Annotated in this window: 20 protein-coding genes and 1 riboswitch; of the genes, 5 read left to right on the top strand and 15 right to left on the bottom strand. The window is 43.5% G+C overall.

The features are described 5' to 3' along the window. Window positions 1–109 precede the first annotated feature (109 nt). The 5 genes from purF to purC are packed head-to-tail and all read right to left on the bottom strand — an operon-like array spanning window position 110 to window position 5,402. Window positions 110–1,534: an amidophosphoribosyltransferase gene (purF, locus tag IGI76_RS09560; RefSeq protein ID WP_016611027.1), complete on the bottom strand. Its 1,425-nt coding sequence runs from the start codon at window positions 1,532–1,534 to the stop codon at window positions 110–112. Beyond that, window positions 1,519–3,747: a phosphoribosylformylglycinamidine synthase subunit PurL gene (gene purL, locus IGI76_RS09565; protein WP_270275789.1), complete on the bottom strand. Its 2,229-nt coding sequence runs from the start codon at window positions 3,745–3,747 to the stop codon at window positions 1,519–1,521. Before purL ends, purF begins: the two co-directional genes overlap by 16 nt. Continuing rightward, window positions 3,740–4,417, bottom strand: coding sequence for a phosphoribosylformylglycinamidine synthase subunit PurQ (gene purQ, locus IGI76_RS09570; RefSeq protein ID WP_010749588.1), 678 nt, complete (start codon window positions 4,415–4,417; stop codon window positions 3,740–3,742). The genes purL and purQ overlap by 8 nt, the downstream gene beginning before the upstream one ends. After that, entirely contained in the window at window positions 4,414–4,686 is a 273-nt protein-coding gene (purS, locus tag IGI76_RS09575; RefSeq protein ID WP_010749587.1) for a phosphoribosylformylglycinamidine synthase subunit PurS, read from the bottom strand. The genes purQ and purS overlap by 4 nt, the downstream gene beginning before the upstream one ends. Next, window positions 4,677–5,402, bottom strand: a complete 726-nt coding sequence (gene purC, locus IGI76_RS09580; RefSeq protein WP_081116641.1) for a phosphoribosylaminoimidazolesuccinocarboxamide synthase — start codon at window positions 5,400–5,402, stop codon at window positions 4,677–4,679. The genes purS and purC overlap by 10 nt, the downstream gene beginning before the upstream one ends. Before the next feature lie 214 nt (window positions 5,403–5,616). Between purC and IGI76_RS09585 the strand changes: the two genes are divergently transcribed. The 3 genes from IGI76_RS09585 to pbp4 all read left to right on the top strand — a co-directional run bounded on the left by IGI76_RS09585 (window position 5,617) and on the right by pbp4 (window position 8,807). Beyond that, on the top strand, window positions 5,617–6,051 hold the full coding sequence (locus IGI76_RS09585; RefSeq protein WP_016611022.1) for a hypothetical protein: 435 nt from the start codon (window positions 5,617–5,619) through the stop codon (window positions 6,049–6,051). Window positions 6,052–6,151: 100 nt separating this feature from the next. Beyond that, window positions 6,152–6,757, top strand: coding sequence for a DUF1054 domain-containing protein (locus IGI76_RS09590; protein WP_074932671.1), 606 nt, complete (start codon window positions 6,152–6,154; stop codon window positions 6,755–6,757). Between the two features lies 1 nt (window position 6,758). Continuing rightward, on the top strand, window positions 6,759–8,807 hold the full coding sequence (pbp4, locus tag IGI76_RS09595) for a penicillin-binding protein PBP4(5) (protein ID WP_311902431.1): 2,049 nt from the start codon (window positions 6,759–6,761) through the stop codon (window positions 8,805–8,807). Window positions 8,808–8,855: 48 nt separating this feature from the next. Here pbp4 and purB read toward each other — a convergent pair whose 3' ends face one another. The 9 genes from purB to IGI76_RS09640 form a co-directional block, all read right to left on the bottom strand. Next, on the bottom strand, window positions 8,856–10,154 hold the full coding sequence (gene purB / locus IGI76_RS09600) for an adenylosuccinate lyase (protein WP_005231933.1): 1,299 nt from the start codon (window positions 10,152–10,154) through the stop codon (window positions 8,856–8,858). Window positions 10,155–10,167: 13 nt separating this feature from the next. Further along, complete coding sequence (gene purK / locus IGI76_RS09605) at window positions 10,168–11,295, bottom strand: 5-(carboxyamino)imidazole ribonucleotide synthase (RefSeq protein WP_015509893.1); 1,128 nt, start codon at window positions 11,293–11,295, stop codon at window positions 10,168–10,170. Next, window positions 11,279–11,767 (bottom strand): 5-(carboxyamino)imidazole ribonucleotide mutase, encoded by a 489-nt coding sequence (gene purE / locus IGI76_RS09610; RefSeq protein WP_077453801.1) that lies wholly within the window; start codon window positions 11,765–11,767, stop codon window positions 11,279–11,281. The genes purK and purE overlap by 17 nt, the downstream gene beginning before the upstream one ends. A 328-nt stretch (window positions 11,768–12,095) precedes the next feature. Further along, entirely contained in the window at window positions 12,096–13,400 is a 1,305-nt protein-coding gene (locus tag IGI76_RS09615) for a nucleobase:cation symporter-2 family protein (protein ID WP_010749579.1), read from the bottom strand. Further along, window positions 13,400–13,981: a xanthine phosphoribosyltransferase gene (locus IGI76_RS09620; protein WP_010749578.1), complete on the bottom strand. Its 582-nt coding sequence runs from the start codon at window positions 13,979–13,981 to the stop codon at window positions 13,400–13,402. Before IGI76_RS09620 ends, IGI76_RS09615 begins: the two co-directional genes overlap by 1 nt. Window positions 13,982–14,057: 76 nt before the next feature. Beyond that, window positions 14,058–14,155, bottom strand: a riboswitch (purine riboswitch). 82 nt (window positions 14,156–14,237) lie between these two features. Next, on the bottom strand, window positions 14,238–14,915 hold the full coding sequence (locus IGI76_RS09625) for a hypothetical protein (RefSeq protein ID WP_010749577.1): 678 nt from the start codon (window positions 14,913–14,915) through the stop codon (window positions 14,238–14,240). A gap of 20 nt (window positions 14,916–14,935) precedes the next feature. Further along, window positions 14,936–15,541 (bottom strand): glycoside hydrolase family 73 protein, encoded by a 606-nt coding sequence (locus tag IGI76_RS09630; protein ID WP_311902429.1) that lies wholly within the window; start codon window positions 15,539–15,541, stop codon window positions 14,936–14,938. After that, a complete protein-coding gene (locus tag IGI76_RS09635) occupies window positions 15,538–16,548 on the bottom strand; it encodes a M15 family metallopeptidase (protein ID WP_034696034.1) in 1,011 nt (336 codons plus the stop codon). Before IGI76_RS09635 ends, IGI76_RS09630 begins: the two co-directional genes overlap by 4 nt. 32 nt (window positions 16,549–16,580) lie before the next feature. Then, on the bottom strand, window positions 16,581–17,084 hold the full coding sequence (locus IGI76_RS09640; RefSeq protein ID WP_005229993.1) for a hypothetical protein: 504 nt from the start codon (window positions 17,082–17,084) through the stop codon (window positions 16,581–16,583). Window positions 17,085–17,207: 123 nt separating this feature from the next. Here IGI76_RS09640 and IGI76_RS09645 point away from each other — a divergent pair, with 123 nt between their 5' ends. Continuing rightward, window positions 17,208–18,164 carry a Gfo/Idh/MocA family protein gene (locus IGI76_RS09645; RefSeq protein ID WP_311902428.1) on the top strand — a complete coding sequence of 319 codons (957 nt, stop codon included), beginning with the start codon at window positions 17,208–17,210 and terminating at the stop codon, window positions 18,162–18,164. A 32-nt stretch (window positions 18,165–18,196) separates the two neighbouring features. On the opposite strand, the gene IGI76_RS09650 is transcribed toward IGI76_RS09645, so the two are convergent. Further along, a complete protein-coding gene (locus IGI76_RS09650; protein WP_311902427.1) occupies window positions 18,197–19,159 on the bottom strand; it encodes an aromatic acid exporter family protein in 963 nt (320 codons plus the stop codon). 98 nt (window positions 19,160–19,257) lie between these two features. Here IGI76_RS09650 and IGI76_RS09655 point away from each other — a divergent pair, with 98 nt between their 5' ends. Then, complete coding sequence (locus IGI76_RS09655) at window positions 19,258–19,857, top strand: FUSC family protein (protein WP_005231932.1); 600 nt, start codon at window positions 19,258–19,260, stop codon at window positions 19,855–19,857. Window positions 19,858–19,863 lie beyond the last annotated feature (6 nt).

Below are 19,863 nucleotides of genomic sequence, written 5' to 3' on the forward strand. Positions count from 1 at the left end.
TCCTCCTCAATCATTCATCCGCTTTTCTTCATTCAGCTCATTCGTCGTTAACGCAAGTAAACCAGCGATCCTTCACTGCTTCGTTTGAAAAACCATTTTTGCCTACAATTTATTCAGCTAAAGACGCGAGATAGTTTTCTTCATAATCATACAAAGGGGTTGGATAATCGCCATTGAAATAGGCCATACATAAGCCTGAGTAAGGTGCGTCAAAATCTAAACCGATCGCTTCGATCAACCCGTCTTCACTTAAAAAGGCCAAAGAATCTGCTTCGATTTTTTCACAAATTTCAGCTTCCGTATATTTGGCTGCGATCAATTCTTTTCTTGTTTGAATGTCGATCCCGTAAAAACACGGATAGCGCAAAGGCGGCGAACCGATACGTACATGAACTTCTTTGGCACCTGCTTCTTTTAGCAGTTGCACGATACGGCGGCTGGTGGTTCCTCGGACGATCGAATCGTCGACTAGAATCACTCGTTTGCCTTCGACTACGCCACGAACAGCTGAGAGCTTCATCCGTACACCTTGTTCCCTTAACTCCTGCGTCGGTTGAATAAACGTTCGTGCGATGTATTGATTTTTTACTAAGCCTAATTCATAGGGAATACCTGATGCTTCTGCGTACCCGCTGGCAGCAGATAAGGATGAATTCGGTACACCAATGACCATATCCGCTTCGATCGGCGCCTCTTGTGCTAAGCGACGGCCCATATTTTTACGGGCACGATGGACGTTGACCCCAGCGATGTTGGAATCAGGACGGGCAAAATAGATAAACTCCATCGAACATATCGCAGGTTGTACTTCTTGGGTATACTGTTCAATTTGAATGCCTGCATCATCAATGATCACGACTTCGCCTGGTCGGACATCACGAATAAATTCCGCACCGATGACTTCCAACGCACAGGTTTCTGAAGCCACCACATAAGCACCATTGACCATTTTCCCGATTGACAATGGCCGAAAGCCATTGGGGTCTAGTGCTGCGATCATGGCATTTTCGGTCAGTAAAAGGTACGCAAATCCACCTTTAACTTGATTTAATGCCTCCTTGACCCGATCCATAAAAAGCGGTTCTTCGCTGCGACGGATCAAGTGCATGAGAATCTCTGTATCGGAATTCGAGTGGAAAATCGCACCAGCCTTTTCTAAGGATTTCCGTAGACTTTTCGCATTCGTCAAGTTGCCGTTATGAGCTAAGCCAATCTGCTGATCAAAAAATTTGAATAAAAATGGTTGAATATTATCAACGCTGCCATTACCAGCAGTTGCGTAGCGAACGTGACCGATGGCAGCCTCTCCTGTCAGACGCTGGAGGACACGTTCATCCGAAAACACTTCCGCTAGCAACCCTAAATCACGGTGACCATTGAGTTTTCCCGCATCATTCGTGACGATCCCAGCACCTTCTTGGCCGCGATGTTGCAAACTGTGTAGTCCGAAATAGGTGACACGAGCGGCATCTGGATGACCCCAAACACCAAAAACCCCACATTCCTCGTTGAGGCTCTTTACTTCATTAAACATGGAATGGCTTCCTCCCATTTCAATTTCGCCTCAGCAAGGGGCATCTCGATCGTATCATCTTGTGCTTGCATGCGAATCTGGCCATCAGCAGTCACTTCCCCGATCGCTGTTGCAGCAGCGCCTACCAGTGCTTCAAAAGCTGCTTGCTTATCAGGTGCGACTGAAAGCACAAAACGGGATTGGGTTTCTGAAAACAATTGTGCTGCTGGCAATGACACGGTCACATTTAGACCAAAGCCCTTGTCAAAAGCGGATTCGGCTAAAGCGATCGCTAAACCACCTTCGGCACAGTCGTGGGCACTTTGAACAAGACCTGCTTGAATCGCTGCGGTAACCAATTGTTGGTTCATTTTTTCTGTTTCAAGGTCAAAGGACATTAAACGCCCAGCGATCTTTCCTGTCTGCAGTTTTTGCAATTCAGATCCATTGAAGTCAGCATGGGTTTCCCCTAGGACATAGATCACATCCCCTGCTGCTTGGAAATGCTGCGTCGTGATATGCGCCAGCTCTTCGATCAATCCGACCATCCCAATTACAGGCGTTGGATAGACCGATTGTCCGTCCGTTTCGTTGTATAAGGAGACGTTCCCAGAAATGACTGGTGTCTCTAGCACACGACAAGCTTCTGAGATCCCGTCAGCAGCCGTGGATAACTCCCAGAATCCTTCTGGTTTATCTGGCGAGCCGAAGTTAAGGCAGTCAGTGATCGCCAATGGACGCCCACCGGAAGCGACGATATTTCGAGCAGCTTCTGCAACTGCGATCTGTCCGCCGACTTCTGGATCTAAGTACAGGTAACGAGCATTACAGTCAGTCGTCATCGCCAAGGCTTTATTGGTTCCCTTGATTCGTAAAACAGCGGCATCACTGCCGGGTCCTACCACGGTATTGGTACGAACTTGCGAGTCGTAGGTTTCAAAAATCGAGCGTTTTGAAGCGATCGTCGGCTGCTGCAGTAGATCGGCAAATACAGACGTTGCTGAATGAATCACTGGAACAAAGTCTGGTGTTTCCTTAAACACTTTGATCCGTTTCGGTTCTGCCATCTCTTTGTAGTAAGTCGGCGCATCTTCAGCTAAAGCATCTACTGGCAAATTAGCGACTTCCTGTCCGTGATGGAACAAACGATAGTTGCCATCATCTGTTACTTCACCGATCACGACGGCTTCTAGATCGTATTTCTTAAAGAGTGCTTCCACTTCAGTTTCATGTCCTTTTTTGACACAGATCAGCATCCGCTCTTGAGATTCTGACAACATCATTTCATAAGGCGTCATATTGGTTTCTCGTTGTGGAACATCATCTAACGTTAAACGCAACCCTGATCCGGCTTTTGATGCCATCTCGGCACTAGAAGAAACCAATCCAGCAGCACCCATATCTTGAATTCCGACTAAAATGTCCGAATGATCCACGATCAATTCCAAACAAGCTTCCAACAAAAGTTTTTCCATAAAAGGATCACCGACTTGTACGGCGGAACGTTGTTGTTCTTCCCCTTCGACAAATTCTTCCGATGCAAAAGTCGCCCCATGTATCCCGTCGCGTCCTGTTTTTGCGCCGACATACATGATGGTGTTTCCAACACCTTTGGCCTGCCCTTTTTGAATATCCTTGTGGGCAATGATCCCTACACACATCGCATTGACTAATGGATTGCCTTCATAACAAGGATCAAATGCCACTTCACCACCGACGGTCGGAATCCCAATACAGTTGCCATAGCCACTGATTCCAGCAACGACTTCTTCCAAAAGATATTTCGTTCTTGGATTATCTAACTCACCAAATCGTAAGGAGTCTAAAACAGCAATCGGTCTTGCTCCCATACTGAAGATGTCGCGGATGATCCCACCAACACCAGTTGCTGCTCCTTCATAAGGTTCCACCGCAGAAGGATGATTATGGCTTTCCGCTTTAAAAACGACGGCTAGATCATCGCCGATATCCACGATACCCGCACCTTCTCCAGGCCCTTGCAGTACTTGCGGCCCTTCTGTCGGGAATTTCCGCAAAACAGGTTTGGAATTTTTGTAAGAACAATGTTCACTCCACATCACTGAAAAGAGTCCAGTTTCGGTATAGTTCGGTAAACGTCCCAAAATATCTTCTGAGATCATCCGATATTCTTCTTGGGTCAATCCCCATTGCTCGTATAATTTCGTGTCTTTGATTTCTTGTGGTGTAGGTTCTTTTACGATCATTTTATCCATTTACCGGCACCTTCCCAAAATTTTTCAATAATGAAGCAAAAAACTTCTTGCCATCTTCTGAGCCCAATAAGCTTTCCATCGCTCGTTCTGGATGAGGCATCATGCCTAGAACATTGCCAGCTTTATTACAGATACCAGCGATGTTGTGTAGGCTGCCGTTGACGTTATCTTCATAACGGAAAACGATTTGATTGTTGGCAACCAATTCCTGATAAGTCGTTTCATCACAATAATAATTGCCCTCACCATGAGCGACAGGAAGCGTAATGACTTGATCCGTTTCATACTCAGAAGTAAAAGCTGTTTGATTATTCACTTGCAGACGGACCGGTTTGCAAATAAAATGGAGTGATTCATTTCTTTGTAAAACCCCTGGTAACAAGCCCGCTTCCGTTAAAATTTGAAACCCATTGCAGGTACCAAAGACAGGTTTGCCTTCATTTGCCAAACGAATGACCTCTGACATGATCGTAGAAAAACGGGCAATCGCTCCGCATCTTAAGTAATCACCATAAGAAAATCCTCCTGGAAGCAAAACACCGTCAAAACCAGCTAAACTGTCTGCATCATGGCGCACATATTCTGCTTCTGCCCCCATGATATCTTTGATTGCCCACATCAAATCAACATCACAATTTGATCCAGGAAAAACGATCACTGCAAATTTCATAGGGCCGCTTCCTCCATTTGAACCATTTCATAACGGTAGGTTTCCATATTGACATTTGCCAAAAGCTTGTCGCAGATCGCTTCGATTTCTTCTGCTACAGCTGCTTGTGTTTGATTGTTTGAAGGTGTCACTTTGATTTCAAAGTATTTCCCGATCCGAATATCACTGACATCTTGATACCCCAAGCGATGAACCGCTCCTTTCACAGCTTCTCCTTGAGGGTCTAAAACAGATTCCTTATAGGTTACATAAACTTTGACTAAATACATGCTGAATTCTCCTTTTCTAAACGATTTAAGACTTCTTCATAAACAGGAACGATGTCCCCTAAATCACGTCGATAAACATCTTTATCAAGATGCTCATTTGTCCCCATATCCCATAAACGACAAGTATCTGGTGAAATCTCATCAGCCAGAAGCAACTCGCCCTTTTTGGTTTTGCCGATCTCGATTTTAAAATCGATCAAGCGAATGTTGATGTTCGCAAAGATTTCCAGTAACGCAGCGTTGACTTGCAGCGCCAATGTTTTGATCTGGTCCAGCTCCTCTTCTGAGGCAAGCCCTAGATAAAACACATGATCATCATTGATAAACGGATCATCCAAGCGATCTTCTTTGTAGTAAAACTCTACGATCGGCTTTGGCAGTTTGGTTCCTTCTTCGATGCCCAAGCGCTTTGAAAAACTACCAGCAGCCGTGTTGCGAACAACGACTTCTAAAGGAATCATGGTGACAGCTCGAATTAATTGTTCGTGTTTAGACACTAATTGAAGAAAGTGACTTGGGACGTTTTTGTCGGCTAGCCGCTGAAAAAGATGCGCAGTGATCTGATTGTTCAAGGCACCCTTTCCTACAACGGCATCTTTCTTTTGACCATTCAATGCAGTAGCTTGATCCAAATAAACGACTCTCAATACATCCTCTTCGTTGGTTTTAAACAATTTTTTGGCTTTTCCTTCATAAAGAAGCACTTCTGATTCCATAATCCACCTCAGTTAAGTAATATTTTTCACATAGCGATGACACACATCTTTATTTGCTTATTATTCTAACAACGCAGAAAAAGCGGGTCAACGATTATCTGTACATTTACATATTAATAAACACAAATGTTCGCTTTTTACCTAGTTGGTTGAAAGCAGATTCCTCTTTAGAAGCAGTGAAGGATTTATAAAGCGTTTACAATGTTCTTTTTTCATGCTATATTTAGGTCGTATTGTAGCTACATTCAAGGAGGAGTACTATATGTGGTCGCTAAAGAATCGTGCTGAACTTTTTTTAGCTCATTTATCAGACAAAGAAAAACAACAGCTCCATAACGAATTATTGGCCGTGCAGCAAATCCTTTCCATCAACCAACAAACAAGTTTCTATTTATTCAGTCCCTTCAAAAAAGGGGCGCGCCCTCATTATGCCGAAGAACAAAAGCGTGTTCTACAATTTCAAAATGAGCGCAATGACGAATTGATCATTCATCAAATCCATCGCCAAAGCTTATTTAAACATACGTATTCTTTTCGGATTTATTTTAATTTAGAAGAAATGGACTTTTCTTTCTTGGATGATCTTTTGCATCTTTTGAAGGAACAAAGCCAGACACCAACGTTTAAATTGAGTCCAGCGGCAAATTGACTGAGTATCCTTCGATAAAAAAAGGTAAAATAAACAAAAGCCCGTAATTTATCGGGCTTTTTTTGTTATACTATTTTCAGACAACAGAAAGGATACGATTATGCTATTTACGAAACAATCATTTGATGCTTTTTCTTTAGAAACATTAGACGAACGAATGGAAAAAATCCGTGCCGAGATTCAGCCGATTTTTCAAACGATCGGTGAGACAGCGATCCCATTAATTGAAGAAAGCTGCCAAGAGCCTTTTTATTTGCATATTGCTCAGCACCGACGCAGAACCGTCTACCCTCCTGCCGAAACCTGGGCAGGGATCGGTCCGAACAAACGAGGCTATAAAATGGATGCCCACTTTCAAATTGGGATCAATCAAGCGTATGTCTTTGTTTGGCTCAGCGTGATCGACCAACCGAAAAATCAGGCAACGATCGCTGAATCTTGGTTGGCCCAAAAAGAATTATTCGATCAATTACCAGCTGACTTTACACTTTCTCCTGATCACACAAAATACGACCACCACCCTATCGCCATGTGGCCAACCTATCTGGAACGATTGAAGAAAGTCAAAAAAAGCGAGCTTCAAATTGGAAAGATTTTTCCGAAAGAAATGATCGAAGACGTTGAGATGGCGGATATTTTAGCAGTTTATCAAACGCTGTTGCCGCTTTATCATGCCCGTATGACGGCTTTGAAGGAGGAACAATAATATGTCAGAAAATCGGCGCTCTCGCAACGAAAAGCCAGCGAAAAAGCCCAAGCGCTTCGTCTGGTTGGCACTTCCTGCCGCCTTATTGGTACTAGGCGGCGGCTATTATGGTTATACCGTCTATCAGGATCGGCAAGAAGAAGCCGCTGCTAAAAAAGCCCTCACTTCCTTTATCGACGCTTTGGCCGATCAGAAGTACAGTGACTTGCCTGCCTTCGTGTCTGAAGACAGTTTAGCATCAACCGGCTTTACCGCAGACGAAGTCTCTGCAAAATACGAAGCGATCTTCACTGGTATCGGTGCCGAATCATTTAAAGCCTCTGGGATTGAGGTAACTCCTAATGACAAGGATTCCGATCAATTCAATTTCCAATACAACGGTTCCTTGACCACCTCGTTAGGTGAATTAACCGAGCTTTCTTATAGTGGCACGATCACTGTAGCTGATAACGAAGCCAAGATCGATTGGTCCCCTCAGTTGATCTTTCCAGGAATGGAGGGACAAGACAAAGTCAGTATTTCCGTAGATAATGCCACTCGCGGTGAGATTCTCGACCGAAACAACGAACCACTAGCAGAAAATGGCACGCTTTATCAGTTAGGCGTCGTTCCGGGGCAACTGGGCACGGGAGACGAAAAAAACGCCAATATCAAAGCGATCGCGGAACGTTTCGACCTGACAGAAGAAGCCATCAATCAAGCGTTGGGGCAATCTTGGGTTCAAGATGAGTTGTTCGTCCCCTTGAAGATCATCGAACCAACGGATGAAATGCCAACTGGAACAAGTTTAAAAGAAACGACTGGACGCACTTACCCACTTGGGGAAGCTGCCGCCCAACTGATTGGTTACTTAGGAAATGTAACAGCGGAAGATATCGAAAAAGATGAAACACTAGCAAGCAACGGACAAATTGGTCGTAGTGGTCTGGAAGCTGCCTTCGATAAAGAGTTGCGAGGAGAAAACGGCGGAAAAATCGCCATCACAGATGAAGATGGTGCTGAGAAAGCCGTCCTGTTAGAAAAAGAACGCGCAGATGGCAAGGATATCCAATTGACTATTGATTCCCAAGCCCAAAAGACGGCGTTTGACTCCTTACAAAACCAAGCAGGAGCAACGGTCGTTACCGAACCCAAAACTGGCGATCTGTTGGTACTTGCCAGCTCGCCAAGTTATGATCCCAATAAAATGACCCAAGGGATCTCACAAGAAGATTATGATGCGTATGAACAAAATGAAGACCTGCCTTTCATCAGCCGCTTTGCTACGGCCTATGCACCTGGTTCGACCTTTAAGGCCATCACTGGTGCGATCGGCTTGGAAAATGGCACGATCGATCCTACGCAGACTATCGCGATCGATGGATTGAAATGGCAAAAAGATAGCTCATGGGGCGACTACTTTGTGACGAGAGTTACTGATGTAGCTTCTGTGAATCTCAAGGATGCACTGGTATACTCTGATAACATTTATATGGCGCAGCAAACCTTATCTATGGGCGAAGATGCCTTTCGTGACGGCTTGTCGAAGTTGATTTTTGGTGAAACACTGGATTTACCGATTGCGATGAATCCTGCTCAAATTTCAAATGAAGACTCCTTCAATTCGGACATTTTACTGGCAGATACCGGCTATGGCCAAGGAGAATTGCTATTGAATCCAATCCAGCAAGCGGCTATTTACTCCGTCTTTGCGAATCAAGGGAAGCTGGTCTATCCCCGTTTAGTGAAAGAGGCAGAGCAAAAAGACAAAGAAGTCTTTAAAGCAGAAACGATCGATCAAATCAATCAAGATTTGACCGCCGTTGTTTCCGATCCAAACGGAACTGCACATTCCTTGGCAGCATTAAACATGCCATTAGCTGCTAAGACAGGAACAGCTGAAATCAAAGAAAAGCAAGATGAAAAAGGCCAGGAAAACAGCTTCTTATTTGCCTTTGATTCGCAAGACCAAGGATTTCTGATGGTCTCCATGCTAGAAGATCGTCAAGAAAACCAATCAGCAACTGGTTTAGCACCTGAGCTATTGACCTACTTAGCTGAACATTATTAAAAAAAGCCGCAACCTTCAGACAAGGATCTGAAGGTTGCGGCTTTTTTCTTATTCGGCTAAACCGACACGTTCAAAGATCGTGTCGACTTGTTTTAAATGATGGTTGTAATCAAACGCATCGTCTAAGTCTGCTTTGGACAACACATCCGTAATGGCTGGATCAGCTTCTAATAGTGGACGGAAATCCGTTTGCTCATCCCAAGCTTGCGCTGTTTTTGGCTGAACCAAGTCATAGGCTTGCTCTCTTGTCATACCGTGATCGATCAATTTCAACATCACTCGTTGGCTGTAGATCAATCCAAAGGTCGCATTCATATTGCGCTTCATATTCTCTGGGAAAACAGTCAGATTTTTGACGATATTCCCAAAGCGATTCAACATATAATCGATCAAAATCGTCGTATCTGGAATAATGATCCGTTCTGCCGATGAATGTGAGATATCCCGTTCATGCCACAGTGAGACATTTTCATAAGCTGTCACCATATGGCCGCGAACGACTCGTGCAAGTCCCGCCATATTTTCAGAACCGATTGGGTTACGCTTATGGGGCATGGCAGAAGAACCTTTTTGTCCTTTGGCGAAGAATTCTTCAACTTCTCGGGTTTCTGATTTTTGTAAGCCCCGGATTTCGGTGGCAAATTTCTCAATGCTCGTTGCGATCAACGCCATTGCAGAGAAATACTCTGCATGTAGGTCACGAGGTAGCACTTGTGTGGAAATATCTTGTGCACGAATCCCTAATTTTTCACAGACATACTCTTCGACAAACGGTGGAATATTTGCAAAGGTTCCAACTGCTCCGCTGATCTTTCCTGCTTCGACCCCTTTTGCTGCCCGCTCAAAACGTTCGACATTGCGTTTCATTTCCGCATACCATAAGGCTAATTTCAAGCCAAAGGTCGTTGGTTCCGCATGAACACCATGGGTACGTCCCATCATCACGGTATGTTTGTATTCTTTGGCTTTTTCACCAATGATCGTCACAAAACGATTTAAATCTTCCCGAATCAAATCGTTGGCTTGCTTCATCAAGTAGCCATACGCCGTATCAACAACATCCGTCGACGTCAAGCCGTAGTGGACCCATTTACTTTCATCACCCAAAGATTCAGAGACTGCTCGGGTAAAAGCAACCACATCATGTCGCGTTTGCGCTTCGATCTCTAAGATACGGTCGATATCGAAGGTTGCTTTTTCACGAATCAAAGCAACATCCTCTTTTGGTATCTCACCTAATTCCGCCCAAGCTTCATCAGCTAAAATCTCTACTTCTAGCCACGCTTGGTAGCGATTTTGATCGGTCCAAATAGCACCCATTTCTGGTCTTGTATAACGCTCTAACATGTTTTTATCTCCTTTAATCCCAAATATTGGTTTGATAGATTTCTTCAGTGGTTTCTGCAATATCTTCCGTCAAAACAGTGATATGCCCCATTTTGCGACCGGTTTTTGCTTCTTCTTTGCCATAGTAATGAAATTGCCAAGCAGGTTTTGTGGCAATCAACTCATAGGTTTCTGTCAATTCATCGCCTAAGACATTGACCATGACTGCTGGTGAAAGCAATGACACTTCTGGTAATGGCCAGCCACAGATCCCCCGGATATGGGCATCAAACTGACTCATGGAACAAGCTTCGATCGAATAGTGACCAGAATTATGCGGTCGCGGTGCCAACTCATTGACATACAAGCCGCCGCTTTTAGTCAAGAACATTTCGATGGCTAAAACGCCTTGCAGATCCAAGGCCTTCGCAATAATATGAGCGATCCGTTTGGCTTCTTCGGCAACTTCTGGATCAATGCGCGCAGGAGCAATCGTTTGATGCAAAATATTGTTGCGGTGGATGTTTTCTACCACTGGGAAAGTGGTAAAGGTTTCTCCATTGCCGGCAACTAAAATCGATAATTCTTTTTCAAAAGGAATCCATGCTTCTAATTCGCAAGTTCCTTCGCGAAGTAAATTCATGGAAGGCGCCAAATCAGCCGTACTGTAAAGCACGTGCTGTCCTTTTCCGTCATAGCCGCCTCTAGTGGTTTTTAATACACAAGGGTAACCAATGCTGTCGATGGCATCTTGGATGTCTGTCGGGCTGATGATCGTGGCATAAGGTGCAATCACGATATTGTTTGCCTCTAAAAATGACTTCTCTAATAAACGATCTTGAGTGATTGCTAACAAATCGGTGCCTTGAGGGATATGGGAGTAAGGCAAAATAGAGTTCAATGCTTCAACACTGACATTTTCAAATTCATAGGTGATTACATCGGCACGTCGAGCCATTTCTTCTAAAGCAAACACATCATCATAGGCAGCAACAATATGCCAATCAGCGACTTGGGCTGTTGGACAATTGGCAGTAGGGTCTAAAACGCCAACCCGAAAGCCCATTTCTTTGGCACTCATTGCCATCATACGACCTAGCTGTCCTCCGCCAACGATTCCGATCGTTGCGTTGGGCATTAAAGGTTTAATCAAGTTGATCACTACTTTCCAATACGATTTCTTTTAATGTATTTCTTCGTGCGTCTAATTTCTCCGCTATCTCTAAATCATACATGGAAAGCATCTGGGCTGCAAGTAGTCCTGCGTTAGTTGCGCCAGCTTTTCCGATCGCCGTTGTTGCTACTGGTACACCACCCGGCATTTGCACGATCGATAAAAGGGAATCCAACCCGTTTAATGCGCGAGATTGTACAGGTACACCAATGACGGGCAACGTTGTTTTCGCTGCTACCATTCCTGGCAAATGAGCTGCTCCTCCTGCTCCTGCGACAATGACTTTGATTCCTTCTGCACGAGCAGTTTCGGCAAATTCGAACATCAAATCTGGTGTACGATGTGCCGAAACGACTTTTTTCTGATAAGGTATCGCTAACTCATCTAAAATCAAGCAGCACTCCTTCATTGTTTCCCAATCTGACTTGCTCCCCATAATCACTGCAACTGCTGGTTTCATTTGATTTTCCCTCCAACGATTTTTTACTAGTTTCTTCTGAAACAAGCTCAGAAGTATTTTTCACGAAATTAGTTTGTTAGCAGCAGTTCGTTGCGGCGTCTGAGATATCCCGAAGTCACACGGCTCTGCTAACATTCACTTTCACCTCTAAATAGTAACGAGTTGCCCGAGCAATGTCAAAATATTTTCGAACTATTAACAAAATTTACTTACCATTGTTCGTTTTTCTCTCAAAGTTATGTATTCAACACGTGAGATAGCCGATAATAAGACAAATAAAGGAACAATACAAAAAATCCAGACGAATCCTCGTCTGGATCAAATCAACTTACTGTTGCAAGCTCAATTCCGTCACTTCGTCTGTTTCTTTCGGCAATCCATTGAAGAACAGATTCAAAACAATGGCTGTCAAACTACTCATGACGATCCCATTGCCTGTAAACATTTGAACGGTTTCAGGCATCTGACTGAATAAGGTTGGCATCATATTGAATCCTAAACCAAAACCAATCGATACCGCAATCACTAACAAGTTCTTGTCATTCATAAAATCAACTTTGCTCAGCATTCGCATCCCTTGAACAGCGACCATGCCAAACATCACTAACATGCCGCCTCCCAGTACTGCTTCTGGAATGATCTGTGCGATGGCACCAACTTTTGGAAACAGCCCTAATACGATCAAAAAGATTGCTGAAAAGAAAATCGGGCGACGAGTCTTAATGCCTGAAAGTTGAACCAAACCTACGTTTTGTGAAAATCCAGTATAAGGAAATGTATTGAAGATCCCACCAAGGATCACCGCCAAGCCTTCCGCACGATAGCCGCGCTTTAAGTCATTGCCTGTAATCGGTTTTTCAGTAATATCTCCAAGTGCAAAATAAACGCCAGTGGACTCTACTAGACTCACGATGGAAATAATGATCATCAAAACGATCGACCACAAATCAAAGGTTGGTAAGCCGAAATAAAAAGGCTGAGGCAAATGAAACACAGGCGCATGGGCGATGGCAGAAAGATCCACCAAGCCTAATAATGCTGCTAAAATAGTCCCACCGATCAAACCGATCAAAACGGCAATCGAGCGAATAAAGCCTTTCCCAAACACCTGCACCCCAATGATCAAGGCAATCGTTACAAAACCTAACAATAAATTCGTTGGATCACCAAAGTTAGCAGCTGCGGCATCCCCTCCACCGATTTTAGTGATGGCGACTGGAATCAAGGTCAAACCGATGACGGTAATCACCGTTCCCGTCACCAATGGTGGAAACAAAACTTTGATTTTCGAAAAAATGCCGGCGATCAGAACAATGAAAATCCCGGCGGCGATGATCGCTCCGTAAATCGCACTGATTCCCGATTTGGTGCCGATCAAAATCAATGGGGAGACAGCTTGGATGGCACAGCCTAAAACGACTGGTAGGCCGATCCCAAAAAAGCGGGTGACGACTAATTGCAAAAGCGTAGCAATTCCGCACATGAAAATATCGATCGATATCAAATACGTCATCTGCGCTTCATTAAAGCCGAGGCCTGTTCCAATCAGCAAAGGAACGGCAACAGCTCCTGCATACATCGCTAGCAAATGTTGCAAGCCTAAAACTGCTGAACGGCTATTCGTTTCTTTCATTAGGCATCTCCTTCTAAAAAGCTGACTTGTCCCTCAGACAATGAGGCGATCCGTGCTAGTGAAACAACAGGAATCCCCATTTCTTCAAGTAATTGTCGACCACTTTGGAATGATTTTTCAATCACGATACCGATACCGACGACGTTGGCTCCTGCTTGTTGACACAGTTCGATCAACCCTTTTGCTGCTTGTCCGTTTGCTAAAAAATCATCAATAATCAAGACTGTATCCTCTGAAGACAAAAATTTCTTGGAAATCGATACTTGGCTGGTCACTTGCTTGGTAAAGGAATAGACAGATGCAGTCAGCAGCTCTTCATCCATCGTCAAACTCTTTGCTTTACGGGCAAAGATCATTGGTACTTGTAACTGTTCTGCAGTATAAAGGGCTGGTGCGATCCCTGAAGCTTCGATGGTCACTACTTTTGTGATGCCGCTTCCTTGAAACCGTTCCGCGAAGACTGCACCGATTTCTTTCATCAACTCATAATCCACTTGGTGGGTCAAAAATTGGTCCACTTTAAGAACCCCTTCGCCCAGCACATTTCCGTGTGTTTTGATACGCTCAACTAATTTTTCCATCCTAGCTCTCCTCGTTCCTTTCTATTCCATCCTGAAAAAAAAGACACTCTTTTTGCCAAAGCAAAAAAAGTGTCTAACAGGCACGATTTTTACTTATAGTCCGATATTTACGGTATCGGGTAGAGACTGTCGACCATATTTCGACGATATACAAGTAATTTTTAAATGATAGATTCGATTATGCCTGTCTTTGATTAAAAACACAAGCATGGAATGCCCTTTATAAATAAAAATATTCTCATTTGTGGATCATTTCCTACTCTGGCTTCTCCATATCGCGATAGTGTTCCATCTTTTTACTGAAAAGCTCCCCATTGGACGGCGGCGTGTAGGTGATGGCATTAGCGCCTGCTTCAATCGTTTCTAAGATGCTTTCATCGGTTGGTCCACCGGTTGCGATGATCGGCAGCTTCGGATATTTTTTACGGAAGAAAGCCACGGTATCTGCTGTGTCCTTGCCAGCACTGATATTGATGACTTTCACACCAGCTTCAAGCTTGGCATCAATTTCGGTATACTTACTCGTTACGGTACTGATAACGGGAATATCTACAACTTTACAGACCTGCTCTACAGTTTTCAGTGGCGTTGGTCCGTTTAAGACGACCCCGATCGACCCTTGGGCTTCAGCAAACATGCTCATATAAGACGAGCGAAATCCTTGGGTCAAGCCCCCGCCGACACCAGAAAACACTGGAATGTCCGCTGCTTCGATGATTGCTTTCGTAATTGCTGGGTGTGGTGTAAAGGGATAGACCGCAATCACAGCATCCGCATTTGTATTGCGGATGATCGCAATATCCGTTGTGAAAATAATGGAGCGGATTTGTTTTCCAAATATTTGAATACCGCTAGCCTCTCGAATAACTTTAGGCACTTTCACGATATCTTTGCGCAAATCGGTGGTGATTTTTGGCATATATTTTTCTTCCATAAGCAGCCAACTCTCTTTTCTTATTGATCAAATCGATTCAATTGGTAGGTTTCAATTACTTGAATGATTTTGCTGGCATAATCCGGATCCGTTGCATACCCTGCATCTTGTAATGCTTGTGCGGCACTGCGGTAGTCGTTTGCTGTCAAGACATTTACATAAAGTGCAGGATTCCAATCCACACCATTTACAAACAACATCGTATGATCATCCATTGATTCTTCCCAAGTATCATAGACACGAAAATCTCCTTGAATCGTGACCCATTCTCCATTATAAAACTCTTGGGTATCTAATGTCACCTTTTTTGAATGGCCAAACGACTTAATTCCAAATAAATTATTGTATTCACTGGCTAGAGAACTTTGACCCCAATCTGATTCAAGGATTGCCTGTCCAATAATGATACTTGGTAAAATCCCGTAGCCCTTTTGCAGTTCTTGTGCGTAAGGAGCGATGCGATCAATAAATTCTTCATGGGAGATGGCTTCCGTGTTTGTTTCTTCCTCTTTGGGAAGGGGGGCTGCCAAACTATTTAAGGAAAAAATAAAAGCAATCCCAATCAAGAATAACCCTAGAAAGACTAATGGGAAACGAGTCTTCTGTTTTTTTCGTCTTGCGCTCATTTTTTCACTTCCTTTGTCTGACTAAACACATTTTCAGAAAACAAATTGCCTCCATTCAGCAACAACTCATCTTGTGTAAGCTCACTGCTTTCTTGACTTTTAGCAAGAGAACCCTCATAGATCCAGTCCTCTGCCAGAGGATCTTCCCATTCGTGAGAGGACAGTTCTGCTTCTTTTCGAGCGATGTGTTCTTTTGCTTCTTCCAGAAACTCTTCAAAGGTCAACTCCTGCTCCTCAATGTAGGTTGCCACTTCGACCCCTACATATCGTAGATGCCAAGGCTCATAATCGATTTGCGTAATAGCATGTTTTCCTTTCGGGTAACGGATGATAAACCCATACTCCCTTGCATGAGCTTGTAGCCATTTTCCACCCTCAGTATCACCGAACCCCTCATTGAGCAGTTCTCCTGTATGATTTTGATACCAATCCTGATCCACAACATCAACAGCAAGCCCAGTATGGTGTTCGCTATAGCCAGGCTCAGTAAAGGTCAGTTTCGTGATACGAATTGCTTCTTCTTTTGTATGACCTTGACTCATCAGGGTGTTGACATTGGCATTGAATATCTCCTCTTGATACGCTACTGAACGGTAGGCAGAGACCATCACCAAAGGATGTCCTGCAGCTTTTGCGGCATCTGCCAGCTTTTCATAAGCTGAAACGATGCGTTGATCGACGAGATAGCCATTCGACAATTTCCCTAAATCTTTTTGGGCAATTTCGCTTTTGATTTTATTGTTTGGGCCTACCAAAACCAATGACCAATCATCCAATGAAACAGTTGGAAAATCCTCTTCGTTCACTTCATCACTAGCACTTGCTTGTTCTTGTGACTCTTGCGTGTTCCCATTTGGCTCTTTTTCATTTGTTTCTGTTGTTTCACCCGTTGATGCTTGATCTGTTGAACGAGCGATACTTGCACTCTTTGTTGGGGTGACTGCGGTCACTCGGTTCACTTGAATGGTTAAAAGAACCAGAAACAAGAAGCCCGCCGCCGCAGCCATTCCATAATACTTTTTCAAAAAATATCCTACCTTTAGTTGTAAGTTTCTTCCAGATTTTCTTTGACCCACTCCAACAGTTCGATTTTTTCATTGCGAATTTGCTGCTGAACAAAAGCGGGCAATCGGAAGTTTAGTATATCATCATAACCCCACTCATCATACGTAATACTGACTCTCAAATCAAGGTATTGGGCTGTTTCTTCAGATTCTGTTAACAATTCGACTTTCGCTAAATCGCTTGCTAACCACGTTCTGGCGATTTGAGTCTTCATTTTTTTGAACTCGACGACCGCTTGATTGCGTTTTTCTGGATAAATGACGGTTTGCCGAATGATTTTTTGGATCAACATCCATTCATAATCTGAAAACAGCAGCTTCACTTTCTGATTTTCAGCAGGTGACAGACTCATTGTGCCATTTTTCCATGCCTCCCATTGCTCCTCGGTGATGCCTAATTGTGTTTCATAAAACTGTTTTTCTGATGCGTATTGCTCGATGATGGTATTTAAAATAATTGCAATTGATACATTATGCATATGTTATCCCTCCTCTTCTATATTTTACTGAAAGTCAGCCGTAATGGAAACTTTTTGCGATTGTTTTTGATTATTTTAAAGAATTGATTTCTTTTGTTATACTAAATACGAAGGAGATGATCAATGATGAAAAAATACCGTTGGGGAATGATTGGCCTCGGAGATATCGCAACGCAATTTGCTGCTGGCTTTTCTAATGAAGCAAGTGAACTATATGGGGTCAGTGCCCGGAGTTTCCCTAAAGTCCAAGCATTTGCTGAGAAACACTCTATTCCCCATGCCTATGAAAGCACAGATGCCATGTTAGAAGATCCGCAAATCGATATTGTTTATATTGCAGTACCTAATGATCTTCATCATGAATTTATTATGAAAGCTCTGATGGCAGGAAAACATGTCCTCTGCGAAAAAGCCATCACCACCAGTGCCGATGAGCTAGCGGAAGAACTAGCCTTAGCCAAAGAAAAAAACCTAATCTTAGAAGAAGCAATGACGATTTTCAATATGCCGGTTTATGCTCGGTTGAAAGAAGAGATCGATGCCGGACGCTTAGGAAAATTAAAAATGATCCAAGCACCATTTGGCAGCTACAAAGATCCAGACCCAAGCAATCGTTTCTTCAATCCAGATTTAGGCGGCGGTGCTTTATTGGATATCGGTACGTATGCTGTTTCATTTGCCCGCTTTTTCATGACGGATACACCAGAAGTGACGTTTAGCAGCATGAAGCCCTTCTCTACAGGTGTGGATGAACAATCAGTCACGATCCTACAAAATCCAGCCGATGAAATGGCTAGTGTCACGCTGACTTTTCAAGCGAAAATGCCTAAAACCGGTATCGTCGCTTTCGAAGAAGGATACATTACCGTAGATGAATACCCTCGTGCGGACAAAGCCGTGATCCATTTCCGAGATGGAACAAATGAAGTGATTGAAGCTGGCGAAAGCAGTCAAGCCCTTAATTATGAAATTGCCAATATGATCAAAGCCATCGATGGCGAGATCGAAGGATCGATCCATTTGACCACCGATGTCATTGACGTTCTTGATCAAATGCAAGCTTTTTGGGAACAGCAGTAAAATGAAAAAGACTCCTTTTTAGGAGTCTTTTTTTAGCGTGCCATTGTTTGCATTTGATTAGAAAAGTCGGCTTTGATTTCAATAAAACTTTTAAAGGTTTGCAGAAACTGAAACAGCTGAGCGCGATTTTCAAACTCTGCTCTTGTTTTGGGCAATGGCTTTTGTCGATAATCTTCATAAAGCGCAGCAATTTTTGCCAATATCTCTTTCCCATCGTTATTTTCGTGAAAGGACTCGGCAGTAAAGGATAGCAACTCTTGAAACGCATTTGTATAGGCTTCTTCTACCCAAAACAACTGCAATAAGTCAACCATTTCTAAGAGTAAGCGTGCCTGACTTTGGCGCATGGTAAAGTACTCTTCATAATAGGAGGCTTCTCCTCGCCATTGATTTTCACTATGCACCATTGCTTGTTGTTTGCCTTGCTTGATATCCCCCAAAAGCGTTTGGCAGACCTGGGGAAGCGTCGCCTTTTCTTTTTTAGTTAAGGCAATCGACATGTCTTTTAAAAGATTTTTAAACGTTTCTTCCACTAATTGCTGTCTTTCTTTCAATGCTCGTTCGCCATCTGGCATATATAAATTGAACAAAAGTGCAAAGCCAATGCCAATACTCATCAATAAAAAAGCATTCCCAATCAGTGGCCAAGCAAACGAACGTTCCATCATATAATGGGTCACCAAGACAGAATTGACGACGATCCCATCGGTCAAATTGAAATAGACAGCGGTTGGGATAAAGAGAAAGAGAAAAAGAACAAATCCTATCGGCCCAAAGCCTAATAAATGGAAGCTGACAAAAGCTAAGAGCGTTGCGATCGCCAAAGAGATCAAACGCCCGATTCCCGTAAAAAGTGACGTTTTCTTTGTATTACCGACGCTTAAAATGGCGATGATCCCTGCGGCTGGCGCATACAAAAGACCGATCTGTTGTGCCAGAAACATTGATAAACCAGCAGCAATCGCCGTTTTCACGGTCCTCATTCCGATTTTCATTTTTGTCACCTCCTGTGAAAAGTATACTAAATTGTGAGGAATAAGACTAGAATTTCTCAACTGCTTTGGGTATGATTAAGTAAAGGGGGCATTTGACCATGAAACTGGGGCGTTTTCGCTTGGGTATGCGAACGATAAAAACAGCCATTGCTGTCATGCTTTGTATTCTGCTCTTTCATTTTCTTGATCGTGGCCAACCATTGATTGCTGCCTTGTCGGCTGTCTTTTCTTTGCGACAAGACCTGACCACAACGATCTCTTTTGGTAAGTCACGGGTATTAGGAAATACGATCGGCGGCGGTACAGCCATTTTTTACTTTTTGACGAAGCAATATTTTCAAAATGACTTTCTGATCGAATTGTTTGTCTTGCCAGCGCTAGTCATTTTTGTCATCGTTTTTTCAGATGGCATCAATAACAATTCTGGCATTATCTCTGCTATTGCGACGATGCTTTTGATCACTTCCAGTGTCCCTCAAGGGGAATCGATCATCTTCGCCTTAGACCGTGTATTGGACACCTTTATCGGCACGTTAGTTGCCCTATCGATCAATTTCGTCATTCGACCACCTGAGGAAGAGAAAAAGGATGAGATCCAAGAAGATCTGGTGGTGCTGAGGCAAAAAGAGCTTGAACTAAAAGCCATGCTAGAAGAAGTCCAAGGTGAGATTTCCGAACAAGAAAAACAAGAAAAATAAAAACAG

The sequence above is a fragment of the Enterococcus sp. DIV2449a genome (assembly GCF_051711225.1).
In the GTDB taxonomy this organism is placed as follows: domain Bacteria; phylum Bacillota; class Bacilli; order Lactobacillales; family Enterococcaceae; genus Enterococcus_D; species Enterococcus_D casseliflavus.